We start from the raw sequence: 13587 nt of genomic DNA, 5'->3' as shown, positions 1-13587 counted from the left end.
ATTGGCAAACGATTTTTGATAAATAGAAAAAACAACTACCTAACCGCTAGCACTTTCTAACAGATTTTTGGGCTTTTTTGAAGAAATATTTTTATTAAATTTTAAATCGACATTAATACTTTTTTACCGTGCCACAAAACACTAGGATTGATAAGCACAATACAAAAAACCCCTGCAACAATTAAAAATTTAAGTACGTTATGAAGAAGAACGTATTGCTCTTTGGTTTGCCATTTCCAAAGATATAACAAAAACAAAATCAAAACTATAAAACCAAAATAAAAGTAAATATCCATATAACCTACATCATAAACATTGATTAAAAAATAAACAGGCACAACAGTCATCAAAGTCAAACCTGTAATTATTTTTTTAGAAGTCTCTTCTCCGAAGATAATTGGAATTGTTTTGTAATCATTGGCAAAATCGCCTTTGAGGTTCTCTAAATCCTTAATCATTTCACGAATTAGAATTAGCAAAAACAAAAAAGCACCATGAGAAAATATTACCGCTAGTTTACCACCATTACTTTCTAATTCGTATAACGGCATTTTTAAAAAATAATATAAAAGGATTCCAAAAAAAGGAAGAACAGCCAATAATGCTGCCATTAAATTCCCTATAATCGGGTATTTTTTTATTTTATGAGAATAAAACCATATTAAGAAAATATACGACGAGTAGAATAAAACTGCTCTAAACGAAACAAAAAAAGCGATTAAAGCCACAAAAAAGTTAAGGCTAAAATAAACTTGCAATTTTGTTTTTTGACTTACCAACCGATCCAATTTTGATTTATTAGGACGATTAATTAAATCTTTTTGACTGTCATAAAAATTATTAATTATATAACCCGAAGCGATAGTTAAACTAGAAGCCAATACAATAATAAAGAGTTGAAAATCTAACAAAATAGACAAGGCTCTTTGCTCTGGAGCCAATATAAAAATAGCCGATAAATATTGAGCTAAAGCTATAATAGGAATATTATAACCTCTAACGACAGAAAATAAACTGATCATTTTCATTACAAAAAGCTTATGCTGTCTGCTTAACATAGGAAACACTTAAATTTAGACCGTGTATGGAATTAAAACTGATAAACTACTTCAAGTTTATAATCTTTCAATGCTGCTTTGGCTCTTTCTAAATCTTCTGTAAATCCTAAAATATATCCACCGCCTCCAGAACCACACAATTTCAGATAATAAGCATTCGAATCAATACCTTCTTGCCAAATACCGTGAAACTGCTCTGGAATCATTGGTTTAAAATTATTAAGCACTACTCTAGATAATTGCTTCGTATTCTCGAACAATGATTTCATATCACCTCCCAAAAAGTTCTCTACACAAGCATCTGTATATTTAACAAATTGATTTTTCAACATTGTACGAAAACCATGATCTTTTAGGTTTTCCATAAAAATATTAATCATGGGAGCCGTTTCTCCAACAATCCCTGAGTCTAATAAAAACACGGCTCTTTTCCCGTCTAAACTCTGAGTAGGAATTCCTGTAGCTTCAATATTATCTTTTGAATTAATTAAAATTGGAATACTCAAATAGCTGTTTAAAGGGTCAAGTCCAGAACTCTTACCGTGAAAAAAGCTTTCCATTTGGGAGAAAATAGTTTTGAGAGCTAATAATTTTTCTCTCGTCAAATTTTCTAAAACAGTGATTTTATCCTGAGCATATTTATCATAAATCGCAGCTACCAATGCTCCACTACTCCCTACTCCATATCCCTGTGGGATACTGGAATCAAAATACATTCCGGTTTGAACATCATTATGGAGTGCTTGCAAATCAAAAGTTACTAATTCGGGTTGTTCCTGTTGCAATTGCTCTAAATAAACAACAAAACGTTTCAAATGTCCGTTTGATTTCTGGGCTGCTTCCGAAGGATTTTCATCTTTCTTGAGAGCTCCATTGTAAAAATTATAAGGAATAGACAACCCTTTGGAGTCGCGAATAATTCCGTACTCTCCGAAGAGTAATATTTTTGAATAAAATAAAGGTCCTTTCATAAATTTTTTTAAAATTATCCAATCGAAATAGAAAATGTTTTTTTTAAAAATCAACTACATCACTTCGGTTTTCATTTTGAATTCCAATGTTTATTTCTTCTTGTTGTTCGGGTGTTAATTCCAGCCAAACTTCATTTTCAACTTCATTAAAAACAGCTTTGATTTTTTTCAACAAATTAACGTCGTTGATTTCGACTATCTTTTGTATCAATTCTAATTTTTCTGCATTTAAGTCCATAATTAGTAAAATTAGACCTTAAATGTACAAAAATAAAGCATTACCTCAACAAAGCGCCATTTCCAATTTCGTCGCAAAGGTAATGACCATTTTGACAATAGTCAACTAATTCTGCTGTAATAAATTGCAATACTTTTTCTTTACAATTCTTTGGATATAAAACATGCACATTAGCTCCTGCATCGAGCGTAAAACAAACAGGAATTTTAGTTTCATTTCTAAACTTCCAAATAGCATTAATAATTTGTAAAGTGTTTGGTTTCATCAAAATAAAATAAGGCAAAGAAGTCATCATCATAGCGTGCAAAGTCAAGGCTTCACTTTCCACAATCTGGATAAACTCTTCTAAATCACCATTCTTAAAAACTGGAACCAATTTATCCAAATTTTCATGTGCCTGAGCAAAACGTCTTTCTGCAAAAGGATGATTGTGCATCAAATCGTGGCCTACAGTACTTGAAACTTGTTTTTCCCCTTTATCAACTAGTAAAATAGTATCTTGAAAATCTTTGAAAACCGGATGAATTTCATACGGATATTCTACGCCAAATAAATCAGAACTTCCATTTATATTCGCTTGACTTCCCCAAACCACTATTTGTCCTTTTACACTTCGACAAGCACTTCCAGAACCCAATCTTGCCAAAAAAGAAGCTTTACTATAGAAATAATCCTCTGACATTGCTGGATTTAATTCTCTCTCCAAACTCATGAAATTCATTGCCAAAGCTGCCATTCCAGAAGCTGATGACGCAATTCCAGAACTATGCGGAAACGTATTTTGAGTATCTATTGTAAAATGATACTCTTTCAGAAAAGGCAGATATACCTCAACTCTTTCTAGAAATTTTTGAATTTTAGGTTTAAAATCATCTTTTGGTTTTCCTTCAAAAAATAAATCAAAAGAAAAATTTCCATGGTTTTGCTTTTTAACAAAAGCCAAAGTTGTAATCGTTTTGCAATTGTTGAGCGTAAAGCTAACAGAAGGATTTGCGGGTAACTGTTTCCCTCTCTTACCCCAATATTTTACCAAAGCAATGTTGCTGGGAGCGCTCCAGGAAAAACTTCCTTCATTAACAGATTTACTATAACTTGATGGAATAAAATCTTCGATTTGAAACATAAAAAATAATTTTGGGCAAAGATACTTTTTTTGATTAAACCGTTAGTTCCTTTATTTGGATAATCCATTTGAAAGTTTTGAGTATTTTTGACTCCTCTTAAAAACAAATAAATGAATAAGATTACCAAAATATTAGCTATTGTTGTTACCTGTTTAACCATTGGATATTTCTCAGGAATTGTTACTCGTACCGCTGTGACAACTTGGTATCCGCAATTGATAAAACCAAGTTTTAATCCACCTAATTGGGTTTTTGCTCCAGTTTGGAACATGCTTTATATTATGATGGGAATCGCAGCTGGACTGGTTTGGAACCGAATGGATTTTGAAAAAGAAGCCGTTAAAAAGGCTTTGCAATTTTTCGCCATCCAGTTGGCACTAAATGCCTTGTGGTCGTATTTGTTTTTTGGTTTAAAAAACCCAATGCTGGCTGGTTTAGAAATCATTATCTTATGGTTAATGATTTACGAAACGTATATTCAATTTGCCAAAATCAACAAAATTTCAGGTTATTTATTTATCCCTTATTTACTTTGGGTTGGTTTTGCAACGGTTTTAAATATTAGCATTTGGTGGCTGAATAAATAGCAAACTGTACTTAGCATTTTACTCTTAGCAACAAAAATTATCTGATGGTTTCTTTTAGTTTTTGAAATTCAGTATTTTTTACCAGTAAGAAATCCATCATTTTCAAAACATTTACTTCCTTTTTCAACTCTAAAGATCTAGGATCGCTATCACAAAATTGAAGAAAAAGATCAATTTCATCGGGTCTTAATTTTAAAGTTTGAGTAAAAAATTTTTCCTCACATATTTCTTTAGCTAATATGGAGAATTCAATTTTAGGAAGCTCTTCGTTTTTGGATTTTTTTTCAAATAAGCTTAAAATCCTTTTCCCTATTTCGACAAAGTTCAAACCATTGACAAAAGTCCCTTCTCTCATCGCTTGATAGCCTTCATTATTATCAAATTTTTCAGTTTTATAGGCATCAATTTTTTCTTGTTCATAGGCTTTATTACCTCTTATCTTAAAACTTTCAATGCGTTCTACAACAACCTCGTCTAATTCTTCTGGTTTTTCGATCATAACAATTTTAAGATTGTTTTGATCAAGCTGAACCTTAGTAACTTTTATCTTTTTTAAATGAAAATTTTTAGAATAAAAAAGAATACTATCATTTGCATTGGCTATAATTAAGAATTCCCCTTTATAATTTGTTTTTGTACTTTTTTCGGATGTTTTATTAATAACATCTACATTTTGAAGTACATGATTATCGTAGGTAACAACTCCGCTAAGATATTGTCTTGCTTGCGAAAACCCGAATTGAAAAACAAACAGAGGTAATACTAAAAATAATTTCAACTTCATTTTTTGGTTTTAAGTGATAGTAAATTTATTAGAATCCTCTTTACTAGAACTTACAAAAAATGTAAAATTTTGTTAATTCATCGTTTACAAAATCGAATTTGCCACAATAAATCCGCTTGTCCAGGCATTTTGGAAATTGAATCCTCCAGTAATGGCATCAATATTTACGATTTCGCCAGCAAAATAAAGGTTCTCAAGAAGTTTGCTTTCCATAGTCTTGAAATTGATTTCCTTTAAATCGATTCCGCCGGCTGTCACAAATTCTTCCTTAAAAGTGCTTTTACCATTGACCTGAAAAGAACCATTGGTCAATTGCTTGGCTAAATTCTGAATCTGAACTTTCGATAAATCTGCCCATTTAGTTTCAACGCCAATTCCTGAAGCCAAAACCAAACTTTCCCAAAGACGGTTCGTTAGTTCGAAAGGTGATTTTTTGGATACTGTTTTTTTAGGCTGATCTTGTTTTAATTCTTTTAAAAGTTGCTCTGCTTCATCTGTATCGACATCATTCAACCAATTTATAAAAATGGTAAACTGATAATTTTTATCATGGAGAATTCTCGCCCCCCAAGCCGATAATTTCAATATAGCTGGCCCGCTCATTCCCCAATGGGTAATCAACAAAGGTCCTGTCGAACTGAGTTTGGTATCTTTTACTTTTACAGAAACCTGTGCCGAAACTCCTGGTAATTCTTTGATTCGAGAATCCTTGATATTAAAAGTAAATAAGGACGGAACAGGAGTCACAATGGCGTGTCCCTGATTGTGAAGCATGTCCCAAATTTTAGGATTACTACCTGTAGCCAAAACCAGTTTGCTTGCAATGTAATTTTCATTCTGTGTTTCGACTTTCCAGAAATTGTCTTTTTTGAAAATAGATTGAACGCTTTGTCCAGTAAATACTTTGATTCCCAGTTTTTGGGTAGCTTTTACAAAACAATCAATGATAGTTTGTGAAGAATTAGAAACTGGAAACATTCTCCCATCATCTTCAATTTTGAGTTCGACTCCGTGTTTTTCAAACCACTCAATGGTATCACCAGAACAAAACTGATGAAAAGGACCACGCAATTCTTTTTCGCCACGAGGATAAAATTTCACCAATTCATTCGGTTCAAAACAGGCATGGGTAACATTGCATCTTCCTCCTCCAGAGACACGCACTTTGGCCAAAACTTCGGAACCTCTTTCGAGAATGGCGACTTTGGTTTTTGGGTTTTTCTCTACAATATTAATAGCCGTAAAAAAACCAGCAGCGCCACCGCCTACAACAAGTATGTCAAAATTTTGAATCATGGTTATGAAATAATATTGGAGTTCAAAGGTATGCATTAAAAAAAACACGAATTACACAAATTGCCACGAATAAAAACCTCTTTTAAAATTTCAATTTTGAATATAATTTGAGTAATTCGTGTTTGACATTTTTAAACCCTATCCAAAAAATCGGTTATGATGCCATCCACTTTGAATGATTTCATTCGTTGAATGTCATCTGGATTATTTACTGTCCAAGGAAAAACCAAAATGCCTTTCTCTTGAATTTTTGTAACATATTCTTTAGTCAATAATTGAAAATCAGGATGCAATGCTTTCGCATTAATGAATCTAGAAAAAGAAAAAGCCAAGTCTAAATCTGTTTCGGTCAAAACCCCTATTCTAATATTTTCATCTAGAAAACGTACTTGCTGCAAACTATTCCAATCAAAACTAGAAACGATAAAATGATCCTGTTTCCAGTTTTTTTCAGAAACATAGCGATCAATCAACTCGACAACCTGATCGGCACAGCCGTCGCCTTTAATTTCGATATTGACAAGACATTTTCTATCGACCAAATCCAAAACCTCAACTAGAGTTGGGATTTGATGCTCTTCATTGATTCGGAAAGAGGTAAGCTCCGCCAAAGTCTTTTGATTGACAAAACCTTTTCCGTTGGTGGTACGATCTAGGGTTCCATCGTGAATAACCATCAAATGACCATCTGCACTTAGATGAACGTCCAATTCGATTCCGTCTGCTCCCATTTCGATAGCTTTTTCAAATGAAATCAAGGTATTTTCGGGTTCATATCCACTAGCACCTCGGTGTGCTATTTTGAGAATTTTATTCATTTTTTGCAACCGTTATTTCAAAACCTACAGATTCAACCATTTGTATTGATATTGGGTATAAATCTGTTTCTTCTGAAAATCCAATTGACAAGCGATTAGTGGTTTTAAATGATAAAAATTTGATTCCAATATCTCATTCCGAAGAACATTTGATTTTGGAAAATAAAGGAAAACACAAGTATAAAATTGGCGATACTGTTTATGCACTCCCCTATCATGTATGTCCTACGTGTGCACTTTATGATACGGTTCAGGTTGTAAATAAAGAACAAAAGATTTTTAATCAATGGAACGTTAGCGCACGAAATAGAGTAATTACTATATAAATTTAAGTCAAAATATATGTTTATAATAGATGCCCATTTAGACCTAAGCATGAATGCAATGGAATGGAATCGTGATCTGAGAAATGATGTTACTACTTTGCGCCATTTGGAAAAAGGAATGACCGATAAACCAGATCGCAAACGTGCTACCGTTTCATTTCCTGATTTAAGAAGAGGAAATATCGGAATTGTGGTTGCCACTCAGATTGCAAGATTTGTAAAACCAGGCAGTATAATTCCGGGTTGGAATTCACCTGAGCAAGCGTGGGCACAAACACAGGGACAACTTTCATGGTACAAAGCCATGGAAGAAGCTGGCGAAATAACGCCAATTACAGACAAAAAATCACTCCAAAAACAAATTGATTTATGGAATGACGGAACACCAAACGACAAAAAACCTATCGGATATATTTTGAGCCTCGAAGGTGCCGATTCGCTAATTGATATTTCCTATTTAGAAAAAGCCTATAATTACGGATTACGAGCAGTTGGCCCTGCGCATTACGGTCCTGGACGTTACGCAAACGGAACGGATGCAACTGGGAAAATGAATCAAAATGGTCTTGATTTATTAAAAGAAATGGAGCGTTTGAATATTATTTTGGATGCTACTCATTTGTGCGATGATGCTTTTTGGCAGGCTTTAGATCATTATCATGGACCAGTTTGGGCTAGTCATAACAATTGCAGAAGCCTTGTTGACCATAATCGTCAGTATAGTAATGAAATGATTAAAGCTTTGGTTTCGAGAGGAGCGGTTATCGGTGGGGCATTGGATGCTTGGATGTTGGTACCCAATTGGGAAAGAGGCGTTTCGATGCCTAAAGAAATGAATTGTAATCTGGAAACTGTTTTCAAACACATGGATCACATTTGTCAATTGGCTGGAAATGCAAATCATATTGGGATAGGTTCAGATCTGGACGGCGCTTTTGGCACGGAACAATCTCCGTATGATTTAAATACCATTGCCGATTTGCAGAAACTAGTTTTGATATTCAAAAATCACGGTTATACAGATGAAGATTTAGCTAAAATTTTTCACCAGAACTGGATTGATTTTTTGATAAAAAACTGGAATTAAATAAAAACTAAGTTTGGAACGGCCTTTTTATATGCTTGCAATTTTTCGTCGCTAGGATCAATTTCTGTAACGACGTAATCGACTTCGGATAAGTTAGCAATTTTCATTTTCAGAACTGTGTCGAGTTTTTCAGAAATAGTCAAAATGGCTGTTTTTTCAGAAGCCTGAATCATTGCTTTTTTTACCTGAACCGTTTCCCAGTCAGAATCTGAGAATCCGCCTTCGATATCCAAAGCATTGGTTCCTAAAATAAGCAAATCAACTTTTATATTAGCCAGCTGATTATACACATCGCCGCTTACACACATTTGGCTGTACGATGAAATACTGCCGCCAATCATAATAGTTTTTACATTTGGTTTGTCTAAAAGTTCAACTGCTGATAAAACCGCAACTGTAAAAATAGTTAGATTTAAATCAGTCGGAATTAAGCGGATGAATTCTCTAATTGTAGTACCGCCTCCAATTAGCAAAACCATTCCGTCATGAAGTAAACCTAAGGTTTTTTGGGCAATAATTTGTTTTGATTCGCCCGCATAAGTCTGATTGAGAGAAGAATGGTGATAGGCTTTTGTCATAGCACCTCCTTTTACTTTAATCAATAAAGATTCTGATTCAAGTTCATTTATATCCCGTCTTATAGTATCTTCTGAAACAAATAATTTAGACGAAAGGGTTTCAAAACTTACACGAGTATGTAAGTTAATCTCTTTTAGAATAAGATTTTTACGTTCTTCTTTAGTGTAATTAACCATTTCGTTTCCATTATTCATGAGGATTCTTTTTTTTGAACAAATGTAATAATAATTGCAATATTCTTGCGAAACAAATTATAACACAACCTAATTAAAAATAAAATTACGCTATTTTACAAGTGTTTAAATCAAAATAGCTTTTGCAAAAAAAATGCAACCTAATTTATAAACCTTAAATTTGTGTGTCAAAACCAAAAAATAATTATGCAAAAAACTATATTTCTCTTTTTAATTTTCTGTTGCTTTTTCGGAAATGCACAAAGTACTTCCAGCAACGTTTCGATAATTCCTTCGCCTAATATTTATACAACTACTGGAGACAGCATTCGCATAAGCGGAAAAATAAAAATTGCATTTGAGAATAATAAATACAGCCAAAGAGAACTTAAAACAGCACAAATTTTTGAGTCGGCTATAAACTCAAATACAGAAAACAAAAAAAGTAATATTGAAGTTTTGTTTAGTACCAAAAATCCATCTTCGGTTTCCAAAAAAGAAGCCTACAAAATCAATATAACCTCAAAAAAAATAACAGTTACCGGAAGCGAAGCAGGATTATTTTATGCTGTTCAGAGTTTATTACAACTTTTACCAAATAATCCAAAAAATCATGAAGTAAAATTCCCTTATGTTGCTATCGAAGACCAACCCAGATACCAATACCGTGGACTTCACCTCGATGTTTGCCGTCATTTTTTCTCTGTTGACGTCATAAAAGATTTTATCGCACAGATGTCTTATTATAAATTAAATACCTTTCATTGGCATTTGACCGACGATCAGGGTTGGAGAATTGAAATAAAAAAGTATCCGAAATTAACGGCAATTGGTTCAAAAAGAGCCCAGACGTTGGTCGGGAATAAATTCGAAAGATCGCCTTATTTTTTGGATGAAAATCCTTACGGCGGTTTTTATACTCAGGAAGAAATTGCAGCAGTCGTACAATTTGCCGAAGAGCATTATGTGACTATTATTCCCGAAATCGAAATGCCCGGACATGCTTCGGCTGCCATTACAGCTTATCCTGAATTGGCTTGTTTTCCAGACAGAAACTATAAAGTTGTAGAATCTTGGGGCATTTTTGAAGATGTATTTTGTGCTGGAAAAGAGGAGACTTTTACTTTTCTGGAAGATGTTTTAACAGAAACTATGAATTTGTTTCCAAGTAAAAATATTCATATTGGTGGAGATGAATGTCTGAAAACCAGATGGAAAGTTTGCCCTAATTGTCAAAAAAGAATAAAAGATTTGGGGTTGAAAGACGAACATGAACTGCAAAGTTATTTCATCAAAAGAATTGAAAAATTTCTAAATGCAAACGGAAGACAGATTTTTGGTTGGGATGAAATTCTCGAAGGTGGATTAGCCCCAAATGCTGCTGTGATGTCCTGGCGAGGCGAATCTGGTGGAATTCATGCAGCAAAACTAAAACATCTGGTAGTGATGACTCCAGAAAATACGGTTTATTTTGACTATAATCAAGGATTCTCTCCAGAAGAACCACTTACTGTTGGAAGACTAAATACACTTGACAAAGTCTATAACTACAACCCAACTCCAGTTGACAGTCTAACTGTTGAGGAACAAAAATACATTATAGGTGTTCAAGCCAACCTTTGGTCAGAGTATTTGACAAGTCCTGCAAAACTAAATTATATGCTGTATCCGCGACTATTTGCTTTGGCAGAAATAGCTTGGACAGAACCACAAAATAAAAATTATAACAATTTTATTTTAAACCCAATTCCGTATCATTTAGAAAAATTAGAATCACAGAAAAGATTGTACAAAGTTCCAACGCCTTTTGGTGCAGCAGAAACGGCATTAATAGCCTCAAAATATAGTTTAGATCTAAAACCAACAATTAAAAATGGACAAATTTTTTATACAATAGATGGTTATAATCCAGACGAAACGGCCGAACTTTATACGAAACCCGTAACAATCAATATTCCAAAAGGAGAATTCAGAATTATAAAAACAGTTCAAATAAGTCCAAGCGGAAAACGAAGTTCTATAAATACAATCATTGTTAGAAATCCCGAAATAAAACCTGCTTTATCAATTAATCCAAAACAAAACGGATTACGATTTGAATATTTTAAAGGAACATTTAAACAGGTTCAAGATTTAGAATTTGCTAAACCCATTAATTCAGGCATTTTTGAAGGTAAAATAAGTAGTGAAAAATGGAAAACCAAACTAGAGCGTTATATCGGTTTAAAATTTGAAGGCTATATTTTTATTCCAGAAACGGCAAATTACACCTTTTCGACACTTTCAGATGACGGATCAAAATTGTTTATAGACAATGAATTGGTAGTTAATAATGACGGAATTCATTGGCTTCATGAAGCTTACGGAGCCGTAAAACTTGAAAAGGGATTTCACAAAATAAATATTAGTTATTTTGACCAAGTTGGAGGAACTACTTTAAGCTGTTTTATTCAGCAGGAAGGAAAAGAAAAAGAGGAAATTAGTGCTTCGCAATTGTATTATGAATAAAAAAAAAGAGGTAATCCAAAAAGTCTTGTTTTTGTCATTCCGAATTTATTTCGGAATCTAAAACAATTGACTGTTAAGCATCTATAGAAGCTGAAACAAGTTCAGCTTGACAAGATTATGCTTTTTTGGACAGCCTCTTTTTTTATTTGATGTAAGGATAATTATTTCAATTCTAAAATCAAAGCCGATTTTCCTCCGATAGTAATGTCTTTTTCTAAATCAATATCTTGTCCAGTTATCACTTCGTTACCCGTTTTATAATTCGATATACTTTCTTGAAAACGATTTGTTGAAAACGTTTTAGATTCCTTACTATTATTGATGACCACCATAACCGATTTTGAATCTGTATATCTAAAATACACATATACATTATTCTCAGGAAGGTAATGCTTCATTTTCCCGAAATGAACAACGTCATTAGACTTACGCCAATTGAATAACTTTGATGAAAAGTCAAAAAACTGTTGTTGTTCGGCAGTTCTTCCAGCCTTGGTAAAAGCGTTATTGGTATCACCAGGCCAACCTCCAGGAAAATCCTGACGAATGGCTCCGTCTCCTTCTTTATCTTTATTACCTGCCATTCCTATTTCAGAACCATAATAAATTTGTGGAATTCCACGAACAGTAGCTAACAAAGTCATTGCCATTTTGTACTTCGAAAGGTCTTTTTGATAAATTTCATTGAAGCGATTGGTGTCATGATTTTCGACAAATGTCAAAAGATTATTAACATTAGGATATAAAAAATCATTAGTAAAATTTTCATACACATTTATCATCCCAGCATTCCAAGCACCGTTATCTTCATTAAACACCTTACCCATTGCATCGTTCAAAGTAAAATCCATCACTGAAGGCAAATGCGAATTATAGCCTTGTATTTCGGCAATTTTACTGTCTTTTTGCCAATAGGCAATTTGAGCTTGATCGTGCATCCAAACTTCGCCAACTATGTTAAAATTTGGATATTCATCTGTAATAGCTTTGGTCCATTCGGCGATTCCTTTTTTGTCATTATACGAATAAGTATCAACTCTGAAACCATCTAAATTGGCATATTCTATCCACCAAATGGCATTTTGAATCAGGTATTTTAAAACCAAAGGATTAGATTGATTTAAATCTGGCATCGATTTTACAAACCATCCGTCCATACACATTTTGGCATCAATTTGAGAAGCATTCGTATCGAATTGAGTTGTCATTCTGTAATTCGTTTGTGCATAGCCTGGGAACTGATGAAACCACTCGTAAGTTGGCAAATCTTTCATCATCCAATGTTCGGCTCCCCAATGGTTAGTTACATAATCCATTATCAATTTCATATCTCGTTTGTGTAATTCAGATGAAAGTTGAAGATACTCCTCATTTGTTCCAAAACGAGGATCAATCTTATAAACATCAGATTGTGCGTAGGTGTGGTAGGAATAAGTCGCATCATTATCTTCGCAAAGAGGTGTTGGCCAAATTGCTGTTGCTCCCAATTCTTTGATGTAATCCAAATGCTGAATCATCCCAGCAATATCTCCCCCATGTCTTCCGCCAGAAATTGTTCTATTGGCTTTTTCGGTAACCGATTTGTCACTGTCATTTTTTGGATTCCCATTGGCAAAACGGTCAGACATAATTAAATAAACCACATCCGAAGCGTCATAACTTTTGCGGGAAGCTGAATTTTCTCTTCTTTGTTTCAAACTGTACTTTTTGGTAAAAACAACTTTTTTATTTTTTGAAAAAGAAAAAGTAAAGTCTTGTGCCGTTACATTTTTGGTATCAATTGTTACGAATAGATAATTTGGATTTTCGGTTTTCTTTACTTCTTTGATAACAATATTGTTCGAAACTGAAACTTCGTTCTGAGCAATACTTTTACCATAAAAAATAATTTGTAGCTCTGGATTATGCATTCCTGCATACCAAAATGGTGGCTCTACTCTGTCTATTTGAGCAAAAACAGAAATAGAACAGAATAACAAAAGAACAATTATTTTTCTCATATATAATTGATTTTGATTGTGAAATTAATAAGTATTGA

13 protein-coding genes are annotated in these 13587 nt (G+C 33.4%); 4 read left to right on the top strand and 9 right to left on the bottom strand.

All coding sequences use genetic code 11. The annotated features are described in order from the left end of the window. Positions 1-101: 101 nt before the first annotated feature. From ABEB18_RS16750 to ABEB18_RS16735, 4 genes are read right to left on the bottom strand one after another with little or no spacing between them, the layout of a single operon-like run. Positions 102-1058: a geranylgeranylglycerol-phosphate geranylgeranyltransferase gene (locus ABEB18_RS16750; RefSeq protein ID WP_348800490.1), complete on the bottom strand. Its 957-nt coding sequence runs from the start codon at positions 1056-1058 to the stop codon at positions 102-104. A 32-nt stretch (positions 1059-1090) separates the two neighbouring features. Then, positions 1091-2029: a mevalonate kinase family protein gene (locus ABEB18_RS16745; RefSeq protein ID WP_348800489.1), complete on the bottom strand. Its 939-nt coding sequence runs from the start codon at positions 2027-2029 to the stop codon at positions 1091-1093. 43 nt (positions 2030-2072) lie between these two features. Next, the gene (locus tag ABEB18_RS16740) at positions 2073-2267 is read right to left on the bottom strand and encodes a hypothetical protein (RefSeq protein WP_348800488.1); all 195 of its coding nucleotides are present in this window, start codon (positions 2265-2267) and stop codon (positions 2073-2075) included. A gap of 40 nt (positions 2268-2307) precedes the next feature. Further along, a complete protein-coding gene (locus ABEB18_RS16735) occupies positions 2308-3390 on the bottom strand; it encodes a diphosphomevalonate decarboxylase (protein ID WP_348800487.1) in 1083 nt (360 codons plus the stop codon). 111 nt (positions 3391-3501) lie between these two features. Between ABEB18_RS16735 and ABEB18_RS16730 the strand changes: the two genes are divergently transcribed. Beyond that, complete coding sequence (locus ABEB18_RS16730) at positions 3502-3978, top strand: TspO/MBR family protein (protein ID WP_348800486.1); 477 nt, start codon at positions 3502-3504, stop codon at positions 3976-3978. 37 nt (positions 3979-4015) lie between these two features. On the opposite strand, the gene ABEB18_RS16725 is transcribed toward ABEB18_RS16730, so the two are convergent. The 3 genes from ABEB18_RS16725 to ABEB18_RS16715 all read right to left on the bottom strand — a co-directional run bounded on the left by ABEB18_RS16725 (position 4016) and on the right by ABEB18_RS16715 (position 6876). Then, complete coding sequence (locus ABEB18_RS16725) at positions 4016-4762, bottom strand: BamP family beta-assembly machinery protein (protein WP_348800485.1); 747 nt, start codon at positions 4760-4762, stop codon at positions 4016-4018. Positions 4763-4846: 84 nt separating this feature from the next. Then, on the bottom strand, positions 4847-6058 hold the full coding sequence (locus tag ABEB18_RS16720) for a BaiN/RdsA family NAD(P)/FAD-dependent oxidoreductase (RefSeq protein ID WP_348800484.1): 1212 nt from the start codon (positions 6056-6058) through the stop codon (positions 4847-4849). Between the two features lie 131 nt (positions 6059-6189). Beyond that, the gene (locus tag ABEB18_RS16715) at positions 6190-6876 is read right to left on the bottom strand and encodes a glycerophosphodiester phosphodiesterase (RefSeq protein WP_348800483.1); all 687 of its coding nucleotides are present in this window, start codon (positions 6874-6876) and stop codon (positions 6190-6192) included. A 14-nt stretch (positions 6877-6890) separates the two neighbouring features. Here ABEB18_RS16715 and ABEB18_RS16710 point away from each other — a divergent pair, with 14 nt between their 5' ends. Beyond that, positions 6891-7202, top strand: coding sequence for a type III PLP-dependent enzyme domain-containing protein (locus ABEB18_RS16710; protein WP_348800507.1), 312 nt, complete (start codon positions 6891-6893; stop codon positions 7200-7202). Between the two features lie 16 nt (positions 7203-7218). Continuing rightward, on the top strand, positions 7219-8289 hold the full coding sequence (locus ABEB18_RS16705) for a dipeptidase (protein WP_348800482.1): 1071 nt from the start codon (positions 7219-7221) through the stop codon (positions 8287-8289). Here ABEB18_RS16705 and ABEB18_RS16700 read toward each other — a convergent pair. Continuing rightward, positions 8286-9062 (bottom strand): DeoR/GlpR family DNA-binding transcription regulator, encoded by a 777-nt coding sequence (locus ABEB18_RS16700; RefSeq protein WP_348800481.1) that lies wholly within the window; start codon positions 9060-9062, stop codon positions 8286-8288. The two genes, ABEB18_RS16705 and ABEB18_RS16700, sit on opposite strands and share 4 nt — an antisense overlap. A gap of 186 nt (positions 9063-9248) precedes the next feature. Between ABEB18_RS16700 and ABEB18_RS16695 the strand changes: the two genes are divergently transcribed. Further along, the gene (locus tag ABEB18_RS16695; RefSeq protein ID WP_348800480.1) at positions 9249-11549 is read left to right on the top strand and encodes a family 20 glycosylhydrolase; all 2301 of its coding nucleotides are present in this window, start codon (positions 9249-9251) and stop codon (positions 11547-11549) included. Positions 11550-11710: 161 nt separating this feature from the next. Here the strand turns inward: ABEB18_RS16695 and ABEB18_RS16690 are convergent, their stop codons facing one another. Further along, the gene (locus ABEB18_RS16690) at positions 11711-13549 is read right to left on the bottom strand and encodes a glycoside hydrolase family 13 protein (RefSeq protein ID WP_348800479.1); all 1839 of its coding nucleotides are present in this window, start codon (positions 13547-13549) and stop codon (positions 11711-11713) included. Positions 13550-13587: the final 38 nt, after the last annotated feature.

The organism is Flavobacterium adhaerens, assembly GCF_040045115.1.
GTDB classification, from domain to species: Bacteria; Bacteroidota; Bacteroidia; order Flavobacteriales; family Flavobacteriaceae; genus Flavobacterium; species Flavobacterium adhaerens.
Note: the sequence above shows the minus strand (reverse complement) of the source record. Positions and strands in the feature narration are given on the sequence as shown.